Below are 24,742 nucleotides of genomic sequence, written 5' to 3' on the forward strand. Positions count from 1 at the left end.
CACTCCCCGCGATCACCGGTCTGGTGGACGACGCCGGCCTTCGCCCCCTCACCGTCTCCCCCTCCTCGTTCGCGGACTCCTTCCCGAAGATCGAGCACCCCAACGGCCTCCAGTCCTCGATCGCCCGCCACCTCCCGGATCTGTGCGCCGAGGGCGGCCTGGTGCTCATCACCGCCCCGCCCGGCGAGGGTAAGACCGAGGCCGCCCTGCACGCCGCCGACCTTCTGGGCGCCGCCACCGGTCACCACGGCCGATTCCTCGCCCTGCCCACCATGGCCACCGCCGACCAGATGTACGGCCGTCTGCGCGAGTACGCCGGGCACCGAGCCAACACCGGCTCCCCTCTCGCCCTGTTGCACTCCATGGCCTGGCTCAACCCTGAGTACGCACCCGCCGACACGGGGTCCCCGGCACCGGACGCTCTGGCCCCCACCACCTGGCTGATGAAGGCCAAACGCGGCCTGCTCGCCTCCTGGTCCACCGGCACCATCGACCAGGCCCTCATGGCGGCCCTTCCCGCACGCCACAACGCGGTCCGTATGTTCGGCCTGGCAGGCAAGGTCGTGATCGTAGACGAGGTCCACGCGGTGGACCCGTATATGCAGATGCTCCTGGAACGCCTCCTGCACTGGCTCGGTGTCTACCGGACCCCCGTCGTGCTTCTGTCGGCCACCCTGCACCACTCGGTGGCGAATTCCCTGGTCAAGGCCTACGTCTCCGGGTCCAAGGGCAGGGTGAAGCGGTCTGCGCCGCCGTTCGTCGAGAAAATCGCCTACCCCGGTTGGCTGCACGTCCACCCCGGGACCGGCGGGGTCGCCGCCAACCCTGACCCTTTTCCCACCACCGAGCGGGATCCGCTGAAGGTGGACCTGGTCCCCATCGGCCTCGAGAGGGGCCGACCCGACCGGGAACCGGCCCTGCGCGAACTCCTGTCTCCCCTGGTCGCCGAGGGGGGCTGCGCCGCCGTCATCTGCACCACCGTCGCCGAGGCCCAGCAGACCCGGGACCTGCTGGCCGCATGGTTCGCCCAGCTGGACACCCCGCCGGACCTGTCCCTGCTGCACTCCCGATTCCCCCAGGACCAGAGGACCGCGATCACCGCCGAGCTCACCCGGCGGCTGGGCAAGGAGGGCGCGAAGAACGGGGACCGACCCGAACGAGCGGTCATCGTGGCCACTCAGGTCATCGAGCAGTCCCTGGACCTCGATCTGGACCTGCTCATCACCGACCTGGCCCCCGTCGGCCTGCTGCTGCAACGCGCGGGCCGTTGTTGGCGGCACCAGCACCTGAAGAGCGTCAAGCGCCCTTCCTGGGCCACCGAACCCCGGATGGCGGTCCTGGTCCCGCGGGAACAGCAGAGCAGCGGACACGTTCCCCGCTCCTGGCAGTACGTGTACCCCCTGTCCCTGCTGCTGCGCACCCACGCCCTGCTGGACCGGCGGGGCAGTGCGCCTATAGCCGTTCCCGAGGACATCCAGCCCCTGGTGGACGGCGTGTACGACGACCCCGACCTCCTGGAGGACGTGGCCGCCGACGTCAAACGCATGGGCGAGGAGTTGGCCCTGCGCACCCACGGCCGCAACGCGGTGATTCCCACCAGGCGGGACCTGTACGGGGATCTGTCTCCGCTCACCAAAGCCGACTTCGACATCGGCGAACACTTCCTGGCCACCCGCTTCGGCGCCGACTCGGTACGGGTCCTGTGCTGCTACCGCGATGCGAACGGCGGGCTGTGGCTGGACGAGGCGCTGACCCACCGGCTGCCCCGGACCGATACCGAGGGCGGTATGGGCATGGACGCTCTACGCGCGGTGATCGCCCGCACCATCCCCATGCGCGCCACCCCTGCCACGCAGCCGCCCCTGCCGGAGGCCAACCGGGTCCCCGAGGGATGGGAGAAGAACTACCACCTCCACGACCTGGTGCTCCTCGTCCACCCGGTGGACGGCGACGGCAGGGTCGGCGAGGCCCGCCTGGGCGACAAGCGCCTGTTCCTCCACCCCGCCAACGGACTGGAGGAGCACACCTGATCCGCGCCCGGCTCCCCGGACGCCCTCCCCATCCGACCGACCCTCCCACGGAGCGACGGTGACCCCTCCCTCTTACGACCTGACGGTGCGGCCCTGGCTGCCCGTCCGCGCGGCCGACGGCACCCCCGCGCCGCCGGTCGGACTGCGCGAACTGCTGTACCGCGCCCACGAGTTCTCCGACATCGAACTCCCGATCCCTCCCGCCTCCGCTCAGTTGTGGCGGGTCCTGACCCTGCTGGCCGCACGTGTCACCGGCCTGGACACCCTCGGTGACAATGCCGAGCAGTGGTACCGGGCGCGCCGAAGGGTCCTCGACTCAGGCGGTTTCGACCGGTCCCGCGTGGACGCCTACTTCGCCGCCCTCCCCGACCGCTTCGACCTGTTCCACCCCGAACATCCCTGGTCCCAGGACCCCCGCCTGCGCGAGCAGTGCGCCAAGACGTCCGGGGTCAACAAGCTCGCCTGGGGACGCACCGCAGGGCAGAACCAGGTGTGGCTGGGCGGCCATCACCACGACCTGGCCCCGGTCCCCCTGTCCCCCGACGAGGCCGCCTGGCACCTGCTCGCGACCCTCGGCTACGGCCCCTCCGGGCGCTGTACCTCCCGTACCGTCGACGGTCGCTCCGAGGCCAACAGCACCGCGGGACCGCTGCGTGGAACGGTGTCCTTCCACCCCCTGGGCGAGAACCTGTTCCAGAGCCTGGTCCTCAACATCCCTTTCGACGGCGACAGCGAGGACGAGCCCGGCGACGTGGAGCCCGCGCCCTGGGAACGGGACGGACTCCCCGACCCGCTGGGTGCGCCCCAGGAGTCCACCGGCCTGGCCGGAACCCTGCTGAACCAGGCTTCGCACGCGGTCCTGCTGCTCCCCGACCCCGGCGGGGACAAGGTCGTGGACGCCTATGTCACCTGGGCGCGCCGGGACCGGCCGGTCCCTCCCACCGATCCCTACCTCATACACCAGACCAGCAAGGAGGGCCGACGCTACGCTCGCCCCGCGGACGCGACGCGGGCGGTCTGGCGCGACCTGGACTCGCTGCTGTCGGAGGACCTGCAGAACGAGTACCGGCCGGAACTGTTCACCCGCCTCGCCAAGCCCACGCACCTGCCCGAGGGACTGCGCAGGGCCATGCGGTTGCGGGCCTTCGGGTTCGACCAGGACGGGCAGACCCGCGACCGCCAGTGGTTCACCGCCACGACGCCGGCGGTGCTGCGCTGGCTGGAGGACTCCGCCGACACCTCGGAGGAGGCGGTCAGGGCGCGGATCCGCATCCGAACCGCCCGGCGCTCCGCCGAATCCCTGGGCTACCGACTCCAGAAAGCACTGACGGACGCCTGGAAGGAGGGCAACAGCCCCTCCGGAGGGTCCTCGCGCACCGACACCGGAACCGGCCCCTGGTTGCGGCGCGGCCTGTCCCGCTACTGGTCCACCGCCGAGCAGGAGTTCTGGCGGATCGCCCTGGACGAGGAGGCCCAGGGCCCCGGCATCGCCTTCTCCCGCCTGGCGGTCGCCGCCTACGACGAGGTGACCGGCCCCTACTGCTCCCGCCCCCGGGTGGCGGCTGTGGTGGAGCACCACCGGCGGCACCTGTTCCTTCGGAATCCCACCCGCCGCACCGACCGAGGAGAGACGCCTTGAGCGCTGAATCCGTGATCTTCGCAGCCGCCGAGCGCATGGTGGAGAACCTGGGGGAAAGGGTGCGCGACGAGCCCGCCGTGCGGGCCGTCCTGCGCCGGGCGGTCGGCAAACGGGTGGAGGACCCCGGGGTCCTTCCTGTGCACACCTTCGTCGCCCGCTACCTGAACGGTCCGCTGGCCTACCTCGAAGGCGTCTCCGACAGCCGGTGGAGGCCGCCGGAGCAGGACGTGGAACGCGCCTTCTACGGGGTCGCGGCGATGATCGCCGCCCAGCCGCGCCAGGCCCGTGAGCGAAAGGCCTCCGAAGAGGACGGCGGCACCGGCGAGGACACCGCCCGGGCCCAGGTTCCGGAAAGCGCCCCCGGTGCGGAACCGGACGGGTCCGAAGTCCCGCAGGAGACCGCGCAGAAGGGCCCCGATCCGCTGTGCAGGAGGGCCAACCTCGGTGCGCTCCTCGGCAGGGCCGTGACCGAGGGCAGGCTCAACGCCGACACGACCGAGGCCCGCCTGCATCTGCTGTGCCGCCAGTCCGCCGACAGCGTGCACTCCCACCTCCCCCGGCTGGTCCTGTACGCCCGTGACAAGGACGTCGACATCCACTGGAGCCGCCTGGTCCTGGACCTGTCCCGCTGGGGCGGTGACCGGGACACCGTCGCCAAGGAGTGGGTGCAGTCCTACCACCGCGTCATCGAGACCGAGAGGGCCCGCCGGGAGAACGCCTCCCAGAACCAGAACCCCGCCACCGACGACACCGACGAGGACCACGCCGCATGAGCACCCCCAAGTTCCTGGACGTCCATGTCCTGCACACCCTCCCCTACTCCAACGTCAACCGCGACGACCTCGGCTCCCCCAAGACCGTTGTCTACGGCGGCACCGAGCGCACCCGCGTCTCCAGCCAGAGCTGGAAGCGGGTGGTCCGCCACCGGGTCGAGGAACGGCTGGGCGACCCGGCGGTGCGCACCCGCCGCATCGTCGGGGAGATCGCCCAGCGCCTCACCGCGCTCGGCTGGGAGGCACCCCTGGCGGAGCAGGGCGGCAACCAGGTCGTCCTGTCCGCGGCCAAGGGCGGGATCAAACTGGAGAAGGAGAAGGAGGGCGAGTCCCGGGTCACCTCCGTCCTCTTCTACCTTCCCGTCTCCGCCATCGACGCCCTGGCCGCCATCGCCCACGAGCACAGGGACGCCGTCGCCAAGGAGTCCGCGAAGAAGACCCCCAAGGGCGTCCTGCCGACCGACGACATCGTGGCGGTGCTGCGCTCGCGCAACGCCACCGTCAACCTGTTCGGCCGGATGCTCGCCGAACTGCCCTCCACGGAGGTGGACGGCGCCGTACAGTTCGCGCACGCCTTCACCACCCACGGCACCAGCGTGGAGGTGGACTTCTTCACCGCCGTCGACGACGTCCCCAAGGCGAACGACCACGGCAGCGGACACATGAACGTCGGGCAGTTCAGCACCGGCACCTTCTACCGCTATGCCAACATCGACCTGGTCGGACTGCTGCGCAACCTCGACGGGGACACCGGCACCGCCCGCGAACTGGTCTCGGAGTTCCTGCGGGCCTTCCTGGGCACCGTCCCCTCCGGCAAGCAGAACGCGACCGCCGCGATGACCGTGCCCGACCTGGCCCATGTGGTGGTGCGCTCGGACAGGCCGGTGTCGTACGCCCCCGCCTTCGAGGCGGCGGTGCGCGGAACCGAGGGGTTCGGGGCCGCGTCCGTCTCCCGGCTGAGCGGCTACGCCGAGAAGATCGGCGGGCTCTGGTGGCCGGACACCGTCCTGGCCTCCGCCCACGCCGGGGTCGACGACAAGGCCGTGCAGCACCTCGGGGACCGGGTCTCCGGCTACCCGGAGCTGGTCGGCACCGCCGTGACCGCCGCCTACCCCGGGGACGGGTCGTGACCGGACTGCTGCTGCGGCTGGCCGGGCCGATGCAGAGCTGGGGGGAGCACAGCGTGTTCGGCGAGCGCGACACCCTGTCCTTCCCCACGCGGTCCGGGCTGGTGGGGATGTTCGCCGCCGCGCAGGGGGTGGGCCGGGGTGAGTCCCTGGAACGGTACGACGGGTTGCGGCTGACCGTGCGCGTCGACTCCCCCGGGATCCGCATGACCGACTTCCACACGGTCGGCGGCGGGCTTCCCCGGGAGCTGACGGTGCCCACCGCCGAGGGAAAGCGCCGGCCCGAGGGCGCCACGACGGTCGTCACCCGCAGGTCGTACCTGGCCGACGCGGTGTTCACCGTGGCCGTGAGCGGACCGGGAGCCGAGGAGATCGGGCGAGCGCTGCTCTCCCCGCACTGGCAGCCCTACCTGGGGCGGCGCTCCTTCGTTCCCGACCCCCTGCTGGTGCTGCGCGTCGGGGCGCCCGACCCCGAGCACGAGCTGCGCGCCGCGGTCCCGCTGCCGCGCCGCCGGATCCCCGAGGGGGACACGACCGTCAGGGTGGACGTGGTCGAAGAAGGCACAGGCCCCGGAACACGGACCGTGCTCAACGACGTCCCCCGTTCCTTCGCTTCGGCCCACCGCCGCTACACGGGCCGGGAGGTACGGGTGAAGGAGGCGGAACTGCCCGCGGACCTGGTCGCCACCGATCGCGGTGACTACCGGGAACGCCTGTTGGCCTACGTCGAGGAGCACCGTTGACCTGGCTCACCAAGATCACCCCCGACCTGTCGTCGCGGCGGGCCCGCGCCGCCTTCGCCAACGCCGGGGAGCTGCACCGGCTGCTCATCGCCCTGGCCTCCGAGCACTTGGGCGAGGAGCCGATGGACTCCCCTCGGCAGCACGCCGGGCTGCTGTTCCGGGTGGACGAGGGGCGGACCGGTCCCGTGCTGCTCGCCCAGAGCCACGGCCGGCTCGCCCTGGACAGGCTCGGTGCCGGGTTCGGACAGACCGCCGAACGGGACCTCAGCCCCTTCCTGGAGGGGCTGGAAAAGGGGCTGGAGGTCCGGTACCGGCTGGCCGCCGCCCCCTGCAAGCGGCTCGGCAAGTCGGAGAAGAACACCGAGCGCCTCGGTGAGCGGGCCAGGCCGGGCGTGCACGCCTACACCCGGCCGCTGTACGGGGCCGATGCCGAGCAGTGGTGGCGTGAACGCGCGGGGCGGTACGGCCTGGAACCGCACGAGGTGCTGAGCACCGGAATGGGCCCTGCCCTGGACCCGGGCAGGAGCGGAAGGCGCAACGTGCGTCTGCACATGACGCGGTTCGACGGATTCGCGGTCGTCAACGACCCCGAGGCGGTGCGCCGAGCAGTGGTGGAGGGCGTCGGGCGGGGCAAATCGTTCGGCTGCGGGATGCTCAGCCTGGCCCCGGCGGAGTGGTGAGGCCGGTGACCGCGACGAACGAGGCGAAGGCGCGCAAGAACCTCGCCCGGCCGACTCTGGCGATGCTGCCGAAGGTGTCGGACAACCTGTCGTTCCTGTACGCCGACATCTGCCGCATCGTGCAGACCGACACGGGGGTGTGCGCGGAGGTCGCCGCGGGGGCGGGATCGGTGCACCGGGTGCCGATCCCCACAGCGTCGCTGGCCTGCCTGCTGCTGGGGCCCGGCACATCCATCACGTCACCGGCGCTGGCCACGTTCATGAGGCACGGGACCACCGTGGTCTCGTGCGGGTCGGGCGGCATTCTGCACTACGGGAGTCTCTTGCCCGAGGGCCGCACGACGCTGTGGCTGGACCGGCAGGCCAGGGCGTACACCGATGGCTCGGCGCGACTGGCGGTGGCCCGGCGGATGTACGAGATGCGGTTCGGGGAGGAGGTGGAGGAGGGCGTCGGCATCGAGCGGCTGCGGTCGCTGGAGGGGCAGCGGATGAAGGCGCTGTACAGGAGTCTGGCGACCAAGCACCGGGTGAAGCCGTTCAAACGCAACTACGACCCCGCGGAGTGGGACGAGCAGAGCCCGGTCAACAAGGCGCTGTCGGCGGGGAACGCGGCGCTGTACGGGGTGGTGCACTCGGTGGTCGCTCACCTGGGCTGCTCTCCCGCGATGGGGTTCGTGCATTCGGGGAAGCAGCAGTCGTTCGTGTACGACATCGCGGACCTGTACAAGGCGAAGACGACGATCCCCCTGGCTTTCTCGCTGCACGACTCGGAGAACCCGGAGGGGCGGGCACGGACCCTGCTGCGGACGGAGCTGAAGTTGTACCGGATGATCCCGCGGATGGTGCGGGACATCCAGGTACTGCTCGACCCGGAGGCGGAGGATGAGGAGGACGACGAGGTTGCGGTGCCGAGCCGGTGGCGGGTGGTCGACCTGTGGGACCCCGTCCTGGGCTCGGTCTCCGGTGGGGTGAACTACGCGGGAGAGGCCGGCTGATGGGGTCGATGGTGGTGATCTCCACGACCGCGGTACCTGACCGGGTGCGCGGGGCGCTGTCCCGGTGGATGATCGAGCCGGACACGGGTCTGTACGTGGGCACGATGAACGCCCGGGTGCGCGAGAAGCTGTGGGCGGCGGTGAGCGGAGCCCTGGGGGACGACGGTGCGGCCGTGTGCCTGCACACGGTCGACAACGAGCAGGGGTACGTCGTCCTGACGGCAGGCGAACGGCGAAGGCAGGTGGTGGATTTCGACGGCCTGCAACTGATGAGGTTCACCGCGGAAGCGGAAGAGGCAGAGGAAGGTTCCGTCTGGCTTCCCGAAGCTCCGGAAGAACCGGAGGACCGGAGGACGCTGGAAGCACCCGAGCCATCAGTCGGACCAGAGGGTGAGGAAAGGGGGAGGACTCCGGAGGAGGGCCTCTTCTAGGAGAACTCGCGGAGGTGAGCCCCGATCTGCGAGCACGCGGTGCCACATCGCCCGCCTCACGTGCCCGGGGCTCACCGGCAACCCGGGGCGGGGGCAGATGGCTAGACCTTGCCGTTCGCGTTGCCCTGCCCGTGCCGACCCGGCGCGACCATGGCGGTATCAATTTCTCCTATCCCATGGCCGACACGGTGCTCTCCAACACCATTTCGTTCCGGGAGGACGCGCACGACCACCTCGAGTGGGATGCGGAAAAGCTGATGGAACAGGAGGGCGAGGAAGTCATAGCGGAGGCGAGGCCTGCCCATAGCGGCAGGGCGGTCACCCTGAAACCGGAGCGTCATCACCAGCTTGAGCATGGGGTGGGTCTGTACCTCTGCGATGCCTTTGACTGAGGCGCCCGTGCGGGTCGGGCGCCCCGTCACTCCTCGGTCGCCCCCAGGTTCTCCAGCCACCGCTTCATTTTCTCCTCCTGGATTTTGAGGGCGGTCGTCCCAGCGGGTGCTTTCTCCCACCCTTTACCGGGGATGTGTTGCCAGGTGGTGCCGTCGGGGGTGGTGTAGGCGCCTTCCCATTGGCCGCCTTCGAGGGGCCAGTCGAAGCCGTCCATATGTCCTCCTTGAGTGGCCAACCGGTCAGCCCTTCTCACCGTGCTCGAATCGCGCTGAACGAGCAACGGTGTAAGCCTGCTCCAACCTGTCGGTGTGGTGAGCGAACCGGGGGTACAGCCCCTCGTCCACCCAGTCCCCCACATGGTGCTCTGGGCAGACCCGAGCTGGCCGTGCTGCGGTCCATCCCCGCGTGCGCGGGGCTCACGCCTCGAGCGCAGACGTGGCGATGCCCTTGAGCGGTCCATCCCCGCGTGCGCGGGGCTCACCCGATCGACGTGCCCACGGCGGGGTCGAAAACCGGTCCATCCCCGCGTGCGCGGGGCTCACTGGCAGTCAGCAAACAACTCCGCTACGAGATCGGTCCATCCCCGCGTGCGCGGGGCTCACAGGGTCTGGCGGACGCTGGTGTGCGCGTCGCGCGGTCCATCCCCGCGTGCGCGGGGCTCACAGTACTTCGCACCATCCGGCGCCACAATGGGGAGGTCCATCCCCGCGTGCGCGGGGCTCACTGGGTGGTCGACCACGACGGGGACCCGGTGGGCGGTCCATCCCCGCGTGCGCGGGGCTCACGTGTGGGCGGAGCGCTACGACCGCGCCGTTGCCGGTCCATCCCGGCGTGCGCGGGGCTCACCGGTTAACGACCTGGGCGAACGCGGGGCGTTATCTCCGCGTTATGAAGTTTTCTTCGGGGGCCGACCGCCTTTCCTGTCACTTCGGCATGGGGGACCGCGCCTGCTCAAGGTCCGGCAGGGTCAGCCGGCCAGGGTCGGATAGTCGAGGTAGCCCCGGTCGTCGCCGCCGTAGTAGGTGGCGCGGTCGGGCCGGTTGTACGGGCCCTTCGCCGCCAGGCGGGCGGGCAGGTCCGGGTTGGCCAGGAAGGCCGAGGCGAAGGAGACCAGGTCGGCCCCCGCGTCCTCCAGGGCGTCGGCGCCCGCCTCGTGCGGGGGCATCGGCTCCCTGTCCCGGTGCGGGTTGAGGACCAGGGTGTGCGGCCAGGCCGCGCGCAGCGCCCGGGTCAGGCCCCGGTGGCCCGGGGCCTCGACGACGTGCAGGTAGGCCAGCGGGAGCTCCCGCAGCTCCGCGAGCAGGGCCGCGTACAGCTCCCCGGGGTCGCCCTCGTCGATCCCGTGCGAGGTGCCCGCCGGGGACACGCGCAGCGCGGCCCGCCCCGGCCCCAGTGCGTCCGCCAGGGCCCGCATGAGCTCGACCGCGAACCTGATCCGGCCCGCCGCCGGGCCGCCCCACGCGTCCGTGCGCCGGTTGGCGCTCACCGACAGGAACTGCTGGGTCAGGTAGCCGTTGGCGCCGTGCACCTCGACACCGTCGAAGCCCGCCGCGAGGGCGTTGCGGGCCGCCTCGACGTGCTCCCCGATGACCTCCCGGATCTCCCCTCCGGTGAGCTCGCGCGGCACCACGGGCTCCTTGCGACCGGTGGGGGTGTAGATCACCCCCGGCGCCGCCACCGCGGACGGCCCGACCGGCCGGATCCCCCGGACGTCCGGGTGGCCGACGCGTCCGGCGTGCATCAGCTGGGCGAAGAACAGCGCGCCGTCGGCCCGGGCCGCCTTGACGACCGGCTTCCAGCTCTCGACCTGGTCGGGGGTGTGCAGCCCCGGCGTGTCGGGGTAGCCCTGGCCGGTGGTGCTCGGCTGGACGCCCTCGGTGACGATCAGGCCCGCGGTCGAGCGCTGGCCGTAGTACCGGGCCATGGAATCGGTCGCACGGCCTTCGGCGGTGGCCCGGCTGCGGGTCATGGGCGCCATGGCGATCCGGTTGGTCGTCCGGGCCGACCCGACGGCCGCCGCTTCGAAGAGGGTCCGCATGTTCTCCTGGTCTCCTGCGTGCAGAGGGGGGTGCGCCCCGCCGCCGGGCGGCGGGTGCGTTCCTGTCGACCCCTGGGTACGCCCTCGCGGCCGCGGGCGCAAACTCCGCCGGGCGGCGCCCGCCCCTACCGCCGAACGGGAACGGTGGTGGACATCGCGGGGCAGGTGGACCAGGGTGGCGTTACCGCGGGCACGCCCGCGGGACGCGCACCGTCCGAGAGGAGACGATCTCCGTGTCACAACGAGTCCGGGGCGTGGTGGCCCGCGCCAAGGGCCAGCCCGTCGAACTCACGACCGTCGTGGTACCCGACCCCGGCCCCGGCGAGGCCGTGGTCGCCGTCCGCACCTGCGGGGTCTGCCACACCGACCTGCACTACCGCGAGGGCGGGATCAACGACGACTTCCCCTTCCTGCTGGGGCACGAGGCCGCCGGGGTGGTGGAGTCGGTCGGCGAGGGCGTGTCCGACCTGCGGCCCGGCGACTTCGTCGTCCTCAACTGGCGGGCGGTGTGCGGCCGCTGCCGCGCCTGTCTGCGGGGCCGCCCCCAGTACTGCTTCGACACCCACAACGCGGAACAGCGGATGACCCTGGAGGACGGCACCGAGCTGTCCCCCGCCCTGGGCATCGGGGCGTTCGCGGACAAGACCCTGGTGGCCGCCGGCCAGTGCACCAGGGTGGACCCGAAGGCCGCCCCCGCGGCGGTGGGACTGCTGGGCTGCGGCGTCATGGCCGGGATCGGCGCGGCGGTCAACACCGGGGGCGTCGCCCGCGGCGACTCGGTGGCGGTGATCGGCTGCGGCGGCGTGGGCAACGCGGCGATCGCCGGGGCGAGCCTGGTGGGCGCGCACCGGATCATCGCGGTGGACGTGGAGGAGCGCAAGCTGCGGTGGGCGCGGGACTTCGGCGCGCACCACACGGTGAACGCCGCCGAGACCGACACCGTGCAGGCGATCCGCGACCTCACCGGCGGTTTCGGCGCGGACGTGGTGATCGACGCGGTGGGCACGCCGCGGACCTACGAGCAGGCGTTCTACGCCCGCGACCTGGCCGGGACGGTGGTGCTGGTGGGGGTGCCCACCCCCGACATGCGGCTGGACCTGCCGCTGCTGGACGTGTTCGGCCGGGGCGGCGCCCTGAAGTCGTCGTGGTACGGCGACTGCCTGCCCTCGCGGGACTTCCCGGTGCTGGTGGACCTCTACCTCCAGGGGAGGCTGGACCTGGACGGGTTCGTGAGTGAGAAGATCGCGCTGGACGGGGTGGAGGAGGCCTTCGCCCGGATGGAACGCGGTGAGGTGCTGAGGTCGGTGGTGGAGCTGTGAGCGGCGCGCGGGTGGAACACCTGGTCACCTCCGGGGTCTTCGCCCTGGACGGCGGCGAGTGGGAGGTCGACAACAACGTCTGGCTGGTCGGTGACGACACCGAGGTGCTGGTGGTGGACGCCCCGCACGACGCCGACGCGATCGCGAAGGCGGTCGGCGGGCGCCGGGTGGTGGCGATCGTGTGCACGCACGCGCACAACGACCACGTGGACGCGGCGCCCGCGCTGGCGGACGCGGTGGGGGCGCCGGTGCTGCTGCACCCCGAGGACCGGGTGCTGTGGGACATGGCCCACCCCGGCCGGGAGCCCGACGGGGCGCTGGCCGACGGGCGGGAGATCCCGGTGGCCGGGACGGTGCTGCGGGTGCTGCACACCCCCGGGCACACGCCCGGCGCAGTGTCCCTGTACGCGCCCGGGCTGGGGACGGTGTTCAGCGGGGACACGCTGTTCCGGGGCGGCCCCGGGGCGACCGGGAGGTCGTTCTCGGACTTCCCGACCATCATCGGCTCGATCCGCGAGCGACTGCTGACGCTGCCGCCGGAGACGGTGGTGCGCACCGGCCACGGCGACTCCACGACGGTCGGCGAGGAGGCTCCGCACCTGCAGGAGTGGATCGACCGCGGGCACTGACCTCCGGGGGTCCCGTACTCCGGAGCCCCCGTCCGCCGGCGGTGCCGGTCACCGGCACCGCCGGCGGACGGCGCGCGGTCGGCGCAGGGCGCCGAGGACCGCGGAGCGCACCTCCGGCCGGTCCGGCACGGCCCCGCCGCCTGCCGTCAGACGGGGGCGGTGTCCACCATGGCCCAGCCGTCCGGATCGGCCGGGTCGGAGGTGAAGGCGTAGCGGACCGTTTCCCGGTCCATCGCCAGCAGCGTCACCGACCCCGTCGCCCAGACCTTCCCCCCGCCCAGGTCGGCGTGGGCGATGAGGCCGCTCGGGTCGCCGCTGTCGTCCAGCCCCGCCGAACGCGGGGCCTCGTGGGCGGCCTCGGTGAGCAGCCGCGGCCACTCCCCCCAGATCTCCTTGGGGGTGCGGGCCGCCGACAGGTCCGGGTCCGGGCGGGTGCGCCCGAACACGGGCGTGTGGCGGGCCGCACGCGGGTCGGCCGGGTCCAGGCCGGTGTTGACGATGACGCTCACCCCCGCCGGGAGCCGCCGGGTGTCCAGGCAGCGCCCGTCCCAGCTGTACAGGTCGGCGTGGTGGGCGTCCGCGTCCAGCAGGTGGAACGGCGCGTACAGGGTGGGGTCCTCCCCCTGGAGCGGATCGCGGGAGGAGTGGGACAGGGCGCGCAGCGGCAGTTCGCCCCGGCTGGCCGGGTAGGTGCCCTCCCAGGGCATCCTCCCGTCCCAGGGCCACCCGTTGAGGAGCGCGGCGGTGCGGGGGCGGCGCGGATCCACCGCCATCCAGGTCCCGCCCGCCAGGCGGTCGCGTCCGCCGACGAGCCCCGGCCGCTCGGGCCAGTGGTATCCGGGGCCGTCCCAGGGGCGGTCGCGCATCTCGTCCCTGATCGCGGCGATGACCAGGGGTGTGTCGGCGTCGGGATCGAATCCGACGATGACGGTGCACATGTGGACCTCTACCTAACCTGTCTCTCCCGGTCCCCTCGGTGGGACCCTCGGGAGGTGGGAACACGGTACCCGGACTCGCCCGCGCCGTACACGGCGACTCCCGCACCGGGTCCGTACCCGCGTTCGCCGCCCGGCACCGGCCCGCTCCCGCACCGCGCTCCGGTCCCCACCCCGGCCCGCCGTGGTGCCCTCCCCACCGGGGTCCGGGGGCGGGCACGCCTGCACCCGGTGACCGGGATCTTCTAGTCTTGTGTCCCTCCTTACCCTTGAGGCGTCACCCCGGCGCGCCCCGGGCCGCGGACCGGCCCCTTCCGCGCCACGGGGGACGCACCCCGCCACTGTCATCCGCAGGAGCACGTGTGCCCGAACACCACGACCGTCCCGACGGCGCGGAGGCCGCCCCGGTACGGCCGGCCCCGACCGCGACCGCGACCGGCCCCGCGCGACCGCCGGAGGAACCCGGGCTGTCACCGTCCCAGGTCGCCGAGCGCGTGGCCGCGGGCCGGACCAACGACGTCCCCGTCCGGGCCAGCCGGACCGTCGCGCAGATCATCCGCGGCAACGTGTTCACCCGGATCAACGCGATGATCGCGGTGCTGTTCGCGATCATCGCCGTGATCGGCCCCGTCCAGGACGGGCTGTTCGCGATGGTCATCCTCATCAACACGCTGATCGGCATCGTGCAGGAGCTGCGCGCCAAGCGCACCCTGGACAGGCTGGCCATCGTCAACGCGGCCCGGCCCCGGGTGGTGCGCGGCGGCGCGGTGGTGCGGGTGGCCGCCCAGGAGATCGTCCTGGACGAGGTCCTGGAGGTGGGGGTCGGCGACCAGGTCGTGGTCGACGGCACCGTCACCTGGGCGGGCGGCCTGGAAATCGACGAGTCGCTGCTGACCGGCGAGGCCGACCCGGTGCTCAAGAAGCCCGGCGACACGGTGATGTCGGGCAGTTTCGTGGTGGCGGGCACCGGCCGGTTCCGCGCCACGAAGGTCGGCAGGCACGCGTACGCGGCGCGGTTGGCCGAGGAGGCGAGCCGGTTCTCGCTGGTGCACTCGGAGCTGCGTTCGGGTATCAACCGGATCCTCACCTGGATCACCTACGCCCTGTTCCCCATCGGCGGCCTGCTGGTCTACAGCCAGCTGTTCATGGGCGGGCACGTCACCCTGGACGAGGGCGCCGCGGGCGGGCAGATCTCCGGGCCGCTGGCGGACGCGCTGCGCGGTATGGTCGCCGCCCTGGTGTCGATGATCCCCGAGGGGCTCATCCTGCTCACCAGCATCGCGTTCGCGGTGGGGGTGATCCGGCTGGGCCGGTACCAGTGCCTGGTGCAGGAGCTGCCCGCGATCGAGGGGCTGGCCCGGGTCGACGTGGTGTGCACGGACAAGACCGGGACGCTGACCGAGGTCGGCATGAAGATGGCGGAGATCCGCGACCTGGGCGGCGGCGCGGGGGGCGGGCCCGCCCCGACGGAGGTGCTGGCGGCGCTGGCCGCCCACGATCCCGACCCCAACGCGAGCATGGCGGCGATCGCCCGGGGCGTGGAGGCCGGCGGCCACCGGGCCCCCGGGTGGGAGCCGGTGGCGCAGGCGGCGTTCTCGTCGGCGCGCAAGTGGAGCGGTATGGGGTTCCGCACTCCCGAGGGGGACGCGAACTGGGTGCTGGGGGCGGCCGACGTGCTCGCACCGGGGCATCCGGCGGAGGCCGAGGCGGCCCGGCTGGGCGCGCAGGGGCTGCGGGTGCTGCTGCTGGGCCGGTCCGCGCTGGCGGTGGACGACCCGCTGGCGCCCGGCCCGGTGGAGCCGGTGGCGCTGGTGGTGCTGGACCAGAGGGTGCGCGCGGACGCCGCGCCCACCCTGGACTACTTCGCCGGCCAGGGCGTGGACGTCAAGATCGTGTCCGGCGACCACGCCGCCTCGGTGGGCGCGGTGGGGCGGGGGCTGGGTCTGCCCGGCGCGGACCGGCCGGTGGACGCCCGTGAGCTGCCCGAGGACCCGGTGGAGCTGGGGCGGCGGGTGGACGGGCACTCGGCGTTCGGCCGGGTGACCCCCGAGCGCAAGCGCGACATGGTGCGGGGGCTGCGCGGTCGGGGGCACACGGTGGCGATGACCGGCGACGGGGTCAACGACGTGCTGGCGCTGAAGGAGGCCGACATCGGCGTGGCGATGGGCTCGGGCAGCCCGGCGTCGCGGGCGGTGGCGCAGCTGGTGCTGCTGGACGACCGGTTCGCGGTGCTGCCGCGGGTGGTGGCCGAGGGGCGCCGGGTGATCGGCAACATCGAGCGGGTGGCGAGCCTGTTCCTCACCAAGACCGTGTACACGATGGTGCTGGCGACGGTCGTGGGGCTGCTGGCGGTGTCGTACCCGTTCTTCCCGCGCCACGCGACGCTGATCAACGCGGTGACGTTCGGAATCCCGTCGTTCTTCCTGGCGCTGGCGCCCAACACCGACATCGCCCGGCCGGGGTTCGTGGCGCGGACGCTGCGGCTGGCGGTGCCGTCGGGCATGGTGGCGGGTCTGGCCGCGGTGACCACCTACCTGCTGGTGCTGGGCGGGCGGACGGTGCCCGACCCGGCGGACCGGACGGCGGTGGTGATCACGCTGTGCGCGACGACGCTGTGGGTGCTGCTGCTGGTGGCCAAGCCGTACGTGTGGTGGAAGGTCGTGCTGGTGGGGTCCATGGTGGGGCTGCTGACCCTGGCGATGGTGACCCCGCTGGGACGGTGGTTCTTCGACCTGGACGTGAGCGATCCGGCCAAGGTCCTGACCGGCCTGGCGGTGGCGGGTGCGGCGATCGCGGTGATCACGGTGATCCGGGTGGTGGACGACCGGGCGATCGCCCGCGCGGACGCCCGGGCCGCCCGGGAGGAGGACCGGGAGCCGACCCCGGTCTGAGGGGTGCGGACGGCCGTGCGGCCCGGTGGGGGCGGCACGGCCGTCGGTGTGTGCACAATCGGGTGGGGCGCTCCGCCGCCGTCCCCGCGGGCGGTGGCCGCGCGGTTCCCGGCCGGGGGCCGGAGCGCCCCGGCGGGCGGCGGCTTAGCAAAGGACCGCCCGGGGCGGGAGGCGGGGTGCTCTCCGTCTCCCCGGTCCACCGATCCACTCACGGAGGAAGCGATGAACGAGACCGACCTGCGGCACCTGCGCCGGGCGGTGGAGCTGGCCGGGGAGGCCCTGGACAAGGGTGACGAGCCGTTCGGGTCGGTGCTGGTGGGGGCCGACGGGGCGGTGCTGTTCGAGGGGCACAACGAGGTCTCCGGCGGCGACGGCACCCGCCACCCGGAGCTGGCCATCGCGCAGTGGGCGGCGGCCCGCCTGCCGCTGGAGGAGCGGGCGGCGGCGACGGTGTACACCTCGGGCGAGCACTGCCCCATGTGCGCGGCGGCGCACGCCTGGGCGGGACTGGGCCGGATCGTGTACGCGAGCTCGTCGGCGCAGCTCACCGCGTGGCGCACCTCCTGGGGGCTGGCACCCGGGCCGGTGCGGCCGCTGCCGGTCACCGAGGTCGCCCCGGACGTGCCCGTGGAGGGCCCGGTGCCCGGGCTCGCCGAGGCCGTCCGCGCCCTCCAGGCCCGCTTCCACGGCCGCGCCTGACCTCAGGCCGCGGAAGGGTCCCGGCCGCCGTGGTGCGGGGTGAAGCGGAAGGTGGAGGCGTCACCGTCCAGGTCGATCGTCAGCGACGCCTCCAGCGCTTCGGCCGGCCGGGTGAGCAGGGGGATGGTCGGGACGGAGTCCCCGCCCTCGATGTCGGAGTTCTGCGGCTGGGTCATGCCCGCCCGCCGTGCGGTCTCGGCCTGGGACAGGCCGAGCTCCGTGCGCCGGTCGTACACCGCCCGGCCCAGGGCGAAGGCGTGTCCTGCCTCCACACAGGCCGGGGGCTCCTCGACCCGCTCACCGAGCAGTGCCCGGCTCCGGCGGGTCCTCCATGCGGAGTGGTCCACGCTCCCCCCTGATCCTTTCGTGGTCGTGCTCGGCGGGTCCGTGCAACGCCTCGCGCTCCTTCTGGGCCCGGTAGGCCCGGTCGACCTCCGCCCTCCCACGCCACCGTGTCCTGCGGAACACCGTCAACAGGACGATCCGGCGCTCGGGAGCAAGCCGGTGGGTGATGCGGACCGCGCTCCCATCCAGGACGAAGCGCGGTTCGCTGAGTTCTCCGCCGAGGTGGCGGGAATAGGGCTCGCCCAGGGTGGCCGGTCGGGCGGCCGGCATGCCGGCCGCCCGTTCCGCCTTGTCGTGGTGCGGGTCCGGGAGCGGTCCCGGCCACTGTCGGACCTCCGGCTCGGTCTCGGTCCACCAGGACCCGCCCCCGGAACGAACATACGGAGATCCATACGGCCGTGTCCTGGAATCCGTGAAAGGACAGGGGTCAGACGACGGGTGGGCGGTCCACGGCGAGGATGTCGACGCCCTCGGCCTCCAGGAGTTCCTCGAAGGCCTCCAGGCCCTCCGTGAGGACCACCTCGGCCTCGGCGGCGTGGACGGGCATCAGCCACAGGTAGCGGACGCCGCCGGGGGCCTGCTCCAGCAGCGGGCCGTAGGGGTAGGGCGGACTCACCAGCAGGTGCTCCATGCGGGAGCCGCCCGCCCAGGGGCGGCCCAGGTCCAGCACCGAGCCGGCGTCCACCCGGTGCTCCTCGAAGGAGTTGTGGTGGGCGACCGCGGCGAGCGTCTCGGCGTGGTCGTCGGCCCCCTGGGGCGCCATGAGCACGAACTCCAGGCCGCCGCGGGCGGAGGCGCCCACGGTGGCGTAGTTCCATCCGCGCCCGGGGCCCTGGGCGACGCGGTAGGCGGCGAACTCCGGGAGCCGCTCCAGGACCGGCCCGCCCGCCCGGGTGACCGGCTCCAGCTCCCGTCCCGGCCAGAACCCGCGCAGGTGCTCCTCCAGCTCCGCCGTCCCCGCCCCTGCGTCCACCGCTGCTCCCGCCGTCGTGCTCCATCGGACCGGTGCCGTTCTACCGCGCCCCGCGCCCCTTGTCACACCGGCGGGTCCCCGGGTCCGGGAGGGCGCGGCCGTCCCGCGGGGCGGCGCGGGACGGCCGCGGCGGTCACCCCTCGCGGATGGTCATGCGGGTGATGGTGTCGCCGTCGACGGCGAACGTGAAGGCGCTGGGCCCGTTGGCGTGGTCGGACCGCCAGTCCCCCACCACCCGGATCCCGTCCGGGGTCCGCTCGACGGACTCCACGGCCAGCACCCCCCGGGAGCCGATGAACTCCTGGGCGCTCCAGGCCTCGATCTCCTCCCGGCCCAGGAACTCCCGGCCCCGGTCGTCCACCACGGCGTCGTCGGCGAAGGCGTCCAGGGCGCCCTCGTCGTGGGCGTTGACGCGGTCGAAGAACGTCGCCACCGGCTCGGGGATCCGCATGCTCACATCGTCTCCTTCGTGGTGCGCCCCGGTCGGGCGCGGCCGCCGGGTCCTCGGTCCCTGGATGCTCGCACCGCCGGGGCCGGGGCCGCGTCCGCCCGGTGCCGAGGTCGGGTAGAACAGCGGCCCCGGGCTCCGGTGGCCGGTTCCGGTCAGACCGATCGCTCGCTGTCGAGGAGCGCCATCTGGGCGGCCGCGTAGCGGTCGCCCGCGGCCGCCCCCGCCGGGACGGCGGCCTCGATGGCGGCCAGGTCCCCGGCGGACAGGGCCAGGCCCTCCGCACCCAGGGACTCGGCCAGGCGGTCGCGGCGCCGGGCGCCCACGAGCGGGACGATGTCCTCGCCGCGGGAGGCGACCCAGGCGATGGCGACCTGGGCGACGGTCGCGCCGATCCCCTCGGCGACCTTCCGCAGCGCCTCGGCCAGGCGCAGGTTGGCGGCCAGGGCCTCCCCCCGGAAGCGGGGGCCGGCGCCGCGGAAGTCGCCGGCGGCCAGGGCGCGGTCGGGGCTCCAGTGCCCGGAGAGCAGGCCGCGGGAGAGCACCCCGTAGGCGGTGATGCCGATCCCGAGTTCGCGGGCGGTGGGCAGGATGTCGGCCTCGATGCCGCGGGAGAGCAGGGAGTACTCGATCTGCAGGTCGGCGATCGGGTGGACGGCGGCGGCCCGGCGCAGGGTGTGCGCGCCCACCTCGGACAGGCCGATGTGGCGCACGTACCCCGCCCGGACCATCTCGGCGATGGCTCCGACGGTGTCCTCGATGGGGACGTCCGGGTCCAGCCGGGCGGGCCGGTAGATGTCGACGTGGTCGGTGCCCAGGCGGCGCAGCGTGTAGGCGAGCCGGTCCCTCACCCCCACCGGCGTGGTGTCGTAGGGCCCGTGCTGGAAGGCGCCGCCGGGCTGCTTGCGGGCGCCGAACTTGACGCTGATGACGACGTCCTCGCGGGCGCGGGTGCGCAGGGCGTCGCGGATGAGGAGTTCGTTGTGGCCCTCGCCGTAGAAGTCGGCGGTGTCGAGCAGGGTGATCCCGGCGTCCAGTGCGGCGTGGATCGTGGCGATGCTCTCGGCCTCGTCGGCGGGTCCGTAGAGGTCGGACATGCCCATGGTGCCCAGGCCGAGGGCGGAGACGGCGGGGCCGGTGGCTCCGAGCGTGCGCTCGTTCATGTGCTTCCCTTCGGTCGCACAGCGATCCGTTGGTATCGCTGATAACAAGCTGATCGTATCAGCGTTTTCAATCAAGGGAAACAAATTTTCGTTATCATCGATACCAACAGGGTGCGCACACGAAGAAGGGGCCCGCCGGGGGGACGGACCCCCGGCGGGCCCCTCGGCTCCCGGGCGCCCGGGAGGAGGAGTGGCCGCGCTCAGGCCTTGTCGTCGTCGACCGGCTCGAAGTGCCCCTGGATGACCCGGCCGCGCGAGGCGGAGGGGGCGGGGCCCTCGTCGTCGCGGGCTGCCCCGGCGCCGCCGAAGGGCGCCTGTCCGGGGACGCGCATCCCCTGGGCGAGGAGCTCGGCCTCCATCCGGTCCCGCATGCGGCGCATCCGGCGCTGCGCCCAGCCGGTGAACGCCCAGCGCAGCAGAGGCCGGGTGAACGGCAGCACCAGCAGCAGGCCCACCGCCGCGGTGAGGAAGCCCGGGACCACCAGCAGGATGCCGCCGGCCATGAGCATGAGCGGGTCGAGCAGGCCGCCGCGCGGCTGCTCCCCCGAACGCAGCGCCTCGTCGGCGTCGCGGAAGGCCCTGGTCCCGGCCCGGCGCAGCACCGCCACGCCCAGCACCATGAGCGCGGCCAGCGCCGCCAGCGTCCAGGGGGCGCCGATCCGCCCGCCGACGACGATCATGAGCCACACCTCGACGAAGGGCAGCGCCATGAGTGCGAGCACTGTCAGGATCGGCATGCGGAACCATCCTCGGGTCGTACGGGCCGTTGAGGTCCTCCCTCACCGGGAAGAACGCCCCACCGCCCCCCATGGTTCCCCGCGGGGCGCCGTTCACGCGTCGGCGGCCGTCCCGCGGGCCCGGCGTGAGGCGACCACCGCGGCGGCCGCGGCCGCCAGCCCGACGGCGGCCATCAGCGCCTCGGGGGCCGCGCCCAGGCGGGTGGCCACCGTGGGCCCTTCGGCGGCGGTGAGCTCGGCGATGTGGATGTCGGCCTCGGCCTCCGGCGACCGGTAGGCGACGGTGCCGTCGGGGCCGACCACCGCGCTGATACCGCTGGTGGAGACCACCACGGCGGAGCGGCCGTGCTCGACGGCGCGCAGCCGGGTGATGGCGAGCTGCTGGTCGGACTGGCCGGTGAAGTTGTAGTTGGCGTTGTTGGTGGGGATGACGATGATCCCGCCGCCCGCTGCCACGGACTCGCGCACCGGCGCGTCGAAGGCCACGTCGAAGCAGATGCCCACGGCCAGCGTGGTGCCGCCGATCTCCAGGGCGCCGGGCTCGGTGCCGGGGACGGCGTCGGAGCTGACCTGCTCCAGGCGCTGCACGAACCGGGTGAAGAGGTCGCGGTAGGGGATGTACTCGCCGAAGGGCACCAGGAAGCGCTTGTCGTACATCTCCCCCGGGCCCGTCTCCGGGTCCCACACCACGCTGCTGACGTACCGGGTGCCGTCGTCGTTGTAGCGGCTCATGCCCCACAGCAGGGGCACCCCGGCGTCGGCCGCGGCGCCGTCGATGATCTCGCGGGCGACGGGGTCGCGGAAGGGGTCGATGTCGCTGGCGTTCTCCGGCAGCACGACCAGGTCCAGCCCGACGCCGTCCGCGCGGGCGGCGGCGGCCAGCTCGTGCACGCCCTCGGCGTGGTTCCGCAGCACCTCCATGCGCTCGCCGGCGACCGACATCTCGCCGACGTTGGGCACGTTGCCCTGCACCATTCCCAGGGTGACGGTGTCCCCGGCCGCGGGGCGGCCCACCGCGGGGGCCAGGGAGCCGCAGGCGACCACGGCGGCGGCCGCGGCCAGGGCCAGCGCGGCGGCGGGAGCGCCCGGGCGCGGGCCGCGGAAGGCGACGCGCAGGACCGCCCACAGCAGCAGGCCGCCGGTGAGGGCGACGGCGAAGCTCACCAGGGCGGAGGAGCCCAGAGCGGCGTACCCGGCGAAGGGCGTGTCGGGCTGGGCGAAGGCGAGCTTGCCCCAGGGGAAGCCGCCCAGCGGCCAGCGGGCGCGCACGGCCTCCTGGGCGACCCACAGGGCCGCGGTCCACACCGGCCAGCCGGGCAGCCGGACGGCCAGGGCGATTCCCATGGCCATGGGCAGGTAGTAGACGCTCTCGGCGGCGGCGATGAGCAGCCACACGTCCGTGCCGAACACGTCCTGCCAGCGCACGAGGGGGACCATGAGGGCGGCCCCGGCCAGGGCGCCCAGCCAGGCGGCGCGGCGCATCCGGGCCCCGGCGACGGCGAAGAGGAGCAGGGCGGCGCTCAGCGGCCCCAGCCACCACAGTCCGTGGGGCGGAAGGGCGAACAGCTGGGCCAGACCCGAACCCGCGGCCGCGGCGGGACGCCACAGGAGGTCGAACCGCCCCCAGCGGTGACCGAGGGGGAGAACGGTGGCCGTGCGGCCCGTCACGGGTGCCGCGGGCTCCCGGGGGCCGGCGGCGGCGGGGGCCTCGCCCCGCTCCGTGTGTTCGGTGACCACGTGGGTCTCGCTTTCCGCAGGTGTGGTGAGGGTGTGCGGTCAGCATATTGGGGGGACGCGGAAAAGGCCCGAGCCACCCTTCGGACCGGCTCCGTCCCGTCGGCGGCGAGCTCGGAAGACCGTTGTCTACTGGATGTTCGGGCCTTTTCCGGGTCCAACCCCCCGCCCGGTCGCGGTACTCCGCCCTTCACCCGATCCCGGCTGCACCTGGCGCGTGATGCAGCGTCCGATCGGACGAGTGGGGGCCGCACAACCGGTCCGTCCAGTGCTGGACTGGTCGTTAGGTTACCCAGACTCCCCAACCGGATGCCTCAACCCGGCCGCCGTGTCGTGGCGGCCCCGCCGAGTGTCCGATGGGGAGGAAGTGGTGAACCGTCGGACAGGCTAACGCACCTGGGGCCGCCATGCCAGTCGAGCACTCCGGGTTTCAGTCCGACCGCAATCAGATCGAGTTCGCTCCGACTCTGGACTTTTCAATCAGATTCCTGTCTCATATGATCAGCAAAACGGTCCGGTTCGATCAAGTTCAGCGCGAACCGGTCCGGGTGACCCGGGTCTACGGCCACGAGATCCCCGTCACCCCCGACCCGATGCAGCGGAGACAGAACATGGCGGAGATCGTCCTCGAGGGCGTCGACAAGATCTACGGAGGCGGCGTCAAGGCCGTCAACGACCTGAACCTGCGGATCGAGGACGGCGAGTTCATGGTCCTCGTCGGCCCGTCCGGCTGCGGCAAGTCCACCGCGCTGCGCATGATCGCGGGCCTGGAGGAGATCTCCGCGGGCACCCTGGTCATCGGCGACGAGATCGTCAACGACCGCCCGCCCAAGGACCGCGACATCGCGATGGTCTTCCAGAACTACGCGCTCTACCCGCACATGACCGTCGAGCAGAACCTCGCCTTCGGCCTGAAGCTGCGCAAGGTCGCCAAGCCCGAGATCGCGCGCCGCGTCCAGGAGGCGGCCGAGATGCTGGGCCTGGAGCCCTACCTCAAGCGCAAGCCGGGCGCACTCTCCGGCGGCCAGCGCCAGCGCGTGGCCATGGGCCGCGCCATCGTCCGCGAGCCGCAGGCCTTCCTCATGGACGAGCCGCTGTCCAACCTGGACGCCAAGCTCCGCGTCCAGATGCGCGCCTCCCTCAACCAGCTGCACGAGCGCCTGGGCGTCACCACCGTCTACGTGACCCACGACCAGATCGAGGCCATGACCCTGGGCGACCGGGTCGCGGTGCTGCGCGACGGCCGCCTCCAGCAGGTGGACACCCCCAAGCGCCTCTTCGACTCCCCGGTCAACCTGTTCGTCGCCGGGTTCATCGGCTCCCCGGCCATGAACTTCGTGGACGCCTCCCTGGCCGCGGAGGGCACCGGCGCGGTGCTGAAGTTCGCCGAGCACACCCTGCCGGTCCCCGCCTCCGTCCTGGACTCCCGCCCGCACCTGCGCGAGTACCTGGGCCGCGACATCATCCTGGGCATCCGCCCCTCGGACTTCAACGACGCCGAGTTCGACGGCAACGGCGACCCGCGCATCGAGGTCACCGCGGACGTCACCGAGGAGCTGGGCACCGAGATCAACGTCATCTTCACGGTGGACGCCCCGCCGGTGCGCCACGAGGACGCCGCCGCCCTGGCCAAGGACGCCGCCGGCGAGGGCGAGGACGACGCGCTGCCGCTGGGCGCGAACCGCTCGCTGTTCACCGCCCGGGTGAGCCCGCGCAGCCAGGTCCGGCCGGGCCGCACGATCACGCTCTCGGTGGACGTCAGCCAGCTGCACTTCTTCGACCAGGAGAGCGGCCTGGCCATCGGCCACCCGGACAACTCCTGACGGAGGACGGCGTCCTCGGGGGTGCCGACTCCCGAGGCGACCGGGCGGCCGCCCACCGCGGCCGCCCGCGCCTGGCACCCCCTCCCCCGCGGCGCCCCGCTCCGAGCGGGGCGCCGCCTCGCGTGGGGGTCCGCGGGCCCCGTCCCGCCCTGCCGCCGCGGGCGGCCGGACGGTACCGGCCCTCCTCACCCCCACGG

General features: G+C 73.0%; 23 protein-coding genes and 1 CRISPR repeat array. Of the genes, 14 read left to right on the forward strand and 9 right to left on the reverse strand.

Going from position 1 to position 24,742, the window contains the following annotated elements; all coding sequences use genetic code 11:
• Positions 1 to 23 precede the first annotated feature (23 nt).
• The 9 genes from cas3 (at position 24) to ACSUPR_RS05430 (ending at position 8,810) form a co-directional block, all read left to right on the forward strand.
• Positions 24 to 2,030: a CRISPR-associated helicase Cas3' gene (cas3, locus tag ACSUPR_RS05390; protein WP_436889821.1), complete on the forward strand. Its 2,007-nt coding sequence runs from the start codon at positions 24 to 26 to the stop codon at positions 2,028 to 2,030.
• A 58-nt stretch (positions 2,031 to 2,088) separates the two neighbouring features.
• Positions 2,089 to 3,669, forward strand: coding sequence for a type I-E CRISPR-associated protein Cse1/CasA (gene casA, locus ACSUPR_RS05395; RefSeq protein WP_436889822.1), 1,581 nt, complete (start codon positions 2,089 to 2,091; stop codon positions 3,667 to 3,669).
• Positions 3,666 to 4,442 (forward strand): type I-E CRISPR-associated protein Cse2/CasB, encoded by a 777-nt coding sequence (gene casB / locus ACSUPR_RS05400; protein ID WP_436889823.1) that lies wholly within the window; start codon positions 3,666 to 3,668, stop codon positions 4,440 to 4,442. The genes casA and casB overlap by 4 nt, the downstream gene beginning before the upstream one ends.
• Complete coding sequence (gene cas7e / locus ACSUPR_RS05405) at positions 4,439 to 5,572, forward strand: type I-E CRISPR-associated protein Cas7/Cse4/CasC (RefSeq protein WP_436889824.1); 1,134 nt, start codon at positions 4,439 to 4,441, stop codon at positions 5,570 to 5,572. Before casB ends, cas7e begins: the two co-directional genes overlap by 4 nt.
• Positions 5,569 to 6,312 carry a type I-E CRISPR-associated protein Cas5/CasD gene (gene cas5e / locus ACSUPR_RS05410; protein WP_436889826.1) on the forward strand — a complete coding sequence of 248 codons (744 nt, stop codon included), beginning with the start codon at positions 5,569 to 5,571 and terminating at the stop codon, positions 6,310 to 6,312. The genes cas7e and cas5e overlap by 4 nt, the downstream gene beginning before the upstream one ends.
• Positions 6,309 to 6,992: a type I-E CRISPR-associated protein Cas6/Cse3/CasE gene (locus ACSUPR_RS05415; protein WP_436889827.1), complete on the forward strand. Its 684-nt coding sequence runs from the start codon at positions 6,309 to 6,311 to the stop codon at positions 6,990 to 6,992. Before cas5e ends, ACSUPR_RS05415 begins: the two co-directional genes overlap by 4 nt.
• 5 nt (positions 6,993 to 6,997) lie before the next feature.
• Positions 6,998 to 7,987 carry a type I-E CRISPR-associated endonuclease Cas1e gene (gene cas1e / locus ACSUPR_RS05420; RefSeq protein WP_436889828.1) on the forward strand — a complete coding sequence of 330 codons (990 nt, stop codon included), beginning with the start codon at positions 6,998 to 7,000 and terminating at the stop codon, positions 7,985 to 7,987.
• Positions 7,987 to 8,418 (forward strand): type I-E CRISPR-associated endoribonuclease Cas2e, encoded by a 432-nt coding sequence (cas2e, locus tag ACSUPR_RS05425; protein ID WP_436889830.1) that lies wholly within the window; start codon positions 7,987 to 7,989, stop codon positions 8,416 to 8,418. Before cas1e ends, cas2e begins: the two co-directional genes overlap by 1 nt.
• A gap of 176 nt (positions 8,419 to 8,594) precedes the next feature.
• Complete coding sequence (locus ACSUPR_RS05430; protein ID WP_436889831.1) at positions 8,595 to 8,810, forward strand: hypothetical protein; 216 nt, start codon at positions 8,595 to 8,597, stop codon at positions 8,808 to 8,810.
• Between the two features lie 26 nt (positions 8,811 to 8,836).
• Here ACSUPR_RS05430 and ACSUPR_RS05435 read toward each other — a convergent pair whose 3' ends face one another.
• On the reverse strand, positions 8,837 to 9,025 hold the full coding sequence (locus ACSUPR_RS05435; RefSeq protein WP_436889832.1) for a hypothetical protein: 189 nt from the start codon (positions 9,023 to 9,025) through the stop codon (positions 8,837 to 8,839).
• Between the two features lie 177 nt (positions 9,026 to 9,202).
• Positions 9,203 to 9,657: direct repeats of the CRISPR family, unit length 29 nt; unit sequence CGGTCCATCCCCGCGTGCGCGGGGCTCAC.
• Between the two features lie 121 nt (positions 9,658 to 9,778).
• Positions 9,779 to 10,849, reverse strand: coding sequence for an alkene reductase (locus ACSUPR_RS05440; RefSeq protein WP_436889833.1), 1,071 nt, complete (start codon positions 10,847 to 10,849; stop codon positions 9,779 to 9,781).
• Between the two features lie 233 nt (positions 10,850 to 11,082).
• Here ACSUPR_RS05440 and ACSUPR_RS05445 point away from each other — a divergent pair, with 233 nt between their 5' ends.
• Positions 11,083 to 12,168, forward strand: a complete 1,086-nt coding sequence (locus ACSUPR_RS05445; RefSeq protein WP_436889835.1) for an S-(hydroxymethyl)mycothiol dehydrogenase — start codon at positions 11,083 to 11,085, stop codon at positions 12,166 to 12,168.
• The gene (locus tag ACSUPR_RS05450; RefSeq protein WP_436889837.1) at positions 12,165 to 12,797 is read left to right on the forward strand and encodes an MBL fold metallo-hydrolase; all 633 of its coding nucleotides are present in this window, start codon (positions 12,165 to 12,167) and stop codon (positions 12,795 to 12,797) included. Before ACSUPR_RS05445 ends, ACSUPR_RS05450 begins: the two co-directional genes overlap by 4 nt.
• Positions 12,798 to 12,943: 146 nt before the next feature.
• Here ACSUPR_RS05450 and ACSUPR_RS05455 read toward each other — a convergent pair whose 3' ends face one another.
• Positions 12,944 to 13,735, reverse strand: coding sequence for an NRDE family protein (locus ACSUPR_RS05455; protein ID WP_436889839.1), 792 nt, complete (start codon positions 13,733 to 13,735; stop codon positions 12,944 to 12,946).
• 359 nt (positions 13,736 to 14,094) lie between these two features.
• On the opposite strand from ACSUPR_RS05455, the gene ACSUPR_RS05460 reads away from it, so the two are divergent.
• Both ACSUPR_RS05460 and ACSUPR_RS05465 read left to right on the forward strand, forming a co-directional pair.
• A complete protein-coding gene (locus ACSUPR_RS05460; RefSeq protein WP_436889840.1) occupies positions 14,095 to 16,623 on the forward strand; it encodes an HAD-IC family P-type ATPase in 2,529 nt (842 codons plus the stop codon).
• A gap of 222 nt (positions 16,624 to 16,845) precedes the next feature.
• Positions 16,846 to 17,322, forward strand: coding sequence for a nucleoside deaminase (locus tag ACSUPR_RS05465; RefSeq protein WP_436889841.1), 477 nt, complete (start codon positions 16,846 to 16,848; stop codon positions 17,320 to 17,322).
• Positions 17,323 to 17,324: 2 nt separating this feature from the next.
• Here ACSUPR_RS05465 and ACSUPR_RS05470 read toward each other — a convergent pair whose 3' ends face one another.
• From ACSUPR_RS05470 to lnt, 6 genes are all read right to left on the reverse strand, one after another.
• Positions 17,325 to 17,669 carry a helix-turn-helix domain-containing protein gene (locus tag ACSUPR_RS05470; protein WP_436889842.1) on the reverse strand — a complete coding sequence of 115 codons (345 nt, stop codon included), beginning with the start codon at positions 17,667 to 17,669 and terminating at the stop codon, positions 17,325 to 17,327.
• 425 nt (positions 17,670 to 18,094) lie between these two features.
• Positions 18,095 to 18,640, reverse strand: a complete 546-nt coding sequence (locus tag ACSUPR_RS05475; RefSeq protein ID WP_436889843.1) for a suppressor of fused domain protein — start codon at positions 18,638 to 18,640, stop codon at positions 18,095 to 18,097.
• A 133-nt stretch (positions 18,641 to 18,773) separates the two neighbouring features.
• The gene (locus ACSUPR_RS05480; protein ID WP_436891873.1) at positions 18,774 to 19,091 is read right to left on the reverse strand and encodes a nuclear transport factor 2 family protein; all 318 of its coding nucleotides are present in this window, start codon (positions 19,089 to 19,091) and stop codon (positions 18,774 to 18,776) included.
• A 152-nt stretch (positions 19,092 to 19,243) separates the two neighbouring features.
• The gene (locus ACSUPR_RS05485; protein ID WP_436889844.1) at positions 19,244 to 20,251 is read right to left on the reverse strand and encodes an aldo/keto reductase; all 1,008 of its coding nucleotides are present in this window, start codon (positions 20,249 to 20,251) and stop codon (positions 19,244 to 19,246) included.
• Positions 20,252 to 20,451: 200 nt separating this feature from the next.
• On the reverse strand, positions 20,452 to 20,988 hold the full coding sequence (locus ACSUPR_RS05490) for an FxsA family protein (RefSeq protein WP_436889846.1): 537 nt from the start codon (positions 20,986 to 20,988) through the stop codon (positions 20,452 to 20,454).
• Positions 20,989 to 21,081: 93 nt separating this feature from the next.
• The gene (gene lnt / locus ACSUPR_RS05495; protein WP_436891874.1) at positions 21,082 to 22,656 is read right to left on the reverse strand and encodes an apolipoprotein N-acyltransferase; all 1,575 of its coding nucleotides are present in this window, start codon (positions 22,654 to 22,656) and stop codon (positions 21,082 to 21,084) included.
• Positions 22,657 to 23,333: 677 nt separating this feature from the next.
• On the opposite strand from lnt, the gene ACSUPR_RS05500 reads away from it, so the two are divergent.
• Positions 23,334 to 24,545 carry an ABC transporter ATP-binding protein gene (locus ACSUPR_RS05500; RefSeq protein WP_436891875.1) on the forward strand — a complete coding sequence of 404 codons (1,212 nt, stop codon included), beginning with the start codon at positions 23,334 to 23,336 and terminating at the stop codon, positions 24,543 to 24,545.
• Positions 24,546 to 24,742 lie beyond the last annotated feature (197 nt).

The sequence above is a fragment of the Nocardiopsis dassonvillei genome (genome assembly GCF_964273065.1).
GTDB lineage: Bacteria > Actinomycetota > Actinomycetes > Streptosporangiales > Streptosporangiaceae > Nocardiopsis > Nocardiopsis dassonvillei_B.

What these genes read in the sequence shown, in the direction of transcription:
- cas7e (WP_436889824.1), top strand. Translation starts at nt 4,439, where the DNA reads ATGAGCACCCCCAAGTTCCTGGACGTCCATGTCCTGCACACCCTCCCC.
- cas2e (WP_436889830.1), top strand. Translation starts at nt 7,987, where the DNA reads ATGGGGTCGATGGTGGTGATCTCCACGACCGCGGTACCTGACCGGGTG.
- ACSUPR_RS05430 (WP_436889831.1), top strand. Translation starts at nt 8,595, where the DNA reads ATGGCCGACACGGTGCTCTCCAACACCATTTCGTTCCGGGAGGACGCG.
- ACSUPR_RS05435 (WP_436889832.1), bottom strand. Translation starts at nt 9,025, where the DNA reads ATGGACGGCTTCGACTGGCCCCTCGAAGGCGGCCAATGGGAAGGCGCC.
- ACSUPR_RS05440 (WP_436889833.1), bottom strand. Translation starts at nt 10,849, where the DNA reads ATGCGGACCCTCTTCGAAGCGGCGGCCGTCGGGTCGGCCCGGACGACC.
- ACSUPR_RS05455 (WP_436889839.1), bottom strand. Translation starts at nt 13,735, where the DNA reads ATGTGCACCGTCATCGTCGGATTCGATCCCGACGCCGACACACCCCTG.
- ACSUPR_RS05465 (WP_436889841.1), top strand. Translation starts at nt 16,846, where the DNA reads ATGAACGAGACCGACCTGCGGCACCTGCGCCGGGCGGTGGAGCTGGCC.
- ACSUPR_RS05480 (WP_436891873.1), bottom strand. Translation starts at nt 19,091, where the DNA reads ATGCGGATCCCCGAGCCGGTGGCGACGTTCTTCGACCGCGTCAACGCC.
- ACSUPR_RS05485 (WP_436889844.1), bottom strand. Translation starts at nt 20,251, where the DNA reads ATGAACGAGCGCACGCTCGGAGCCACCGGCCCCGCCGTCTCCGCCCTC.
- ACSUPR_RS05490 (WP_436889846.1), bottom strand. Translation starts at nt 20,988, where the DNA reads ATGCCGATCCTGACAGTGCTCGCACTCATGGCGCTGCCCTTCGTCGAG.
- ACSUPR_RS05500 (WP_436891875.1), top strand. Translation starts at nt 23,334, where the DNA reads ATGGCGGAGATCGTCCTCGAGGGCGTCGACAAGATCTACGGAGGCGGC.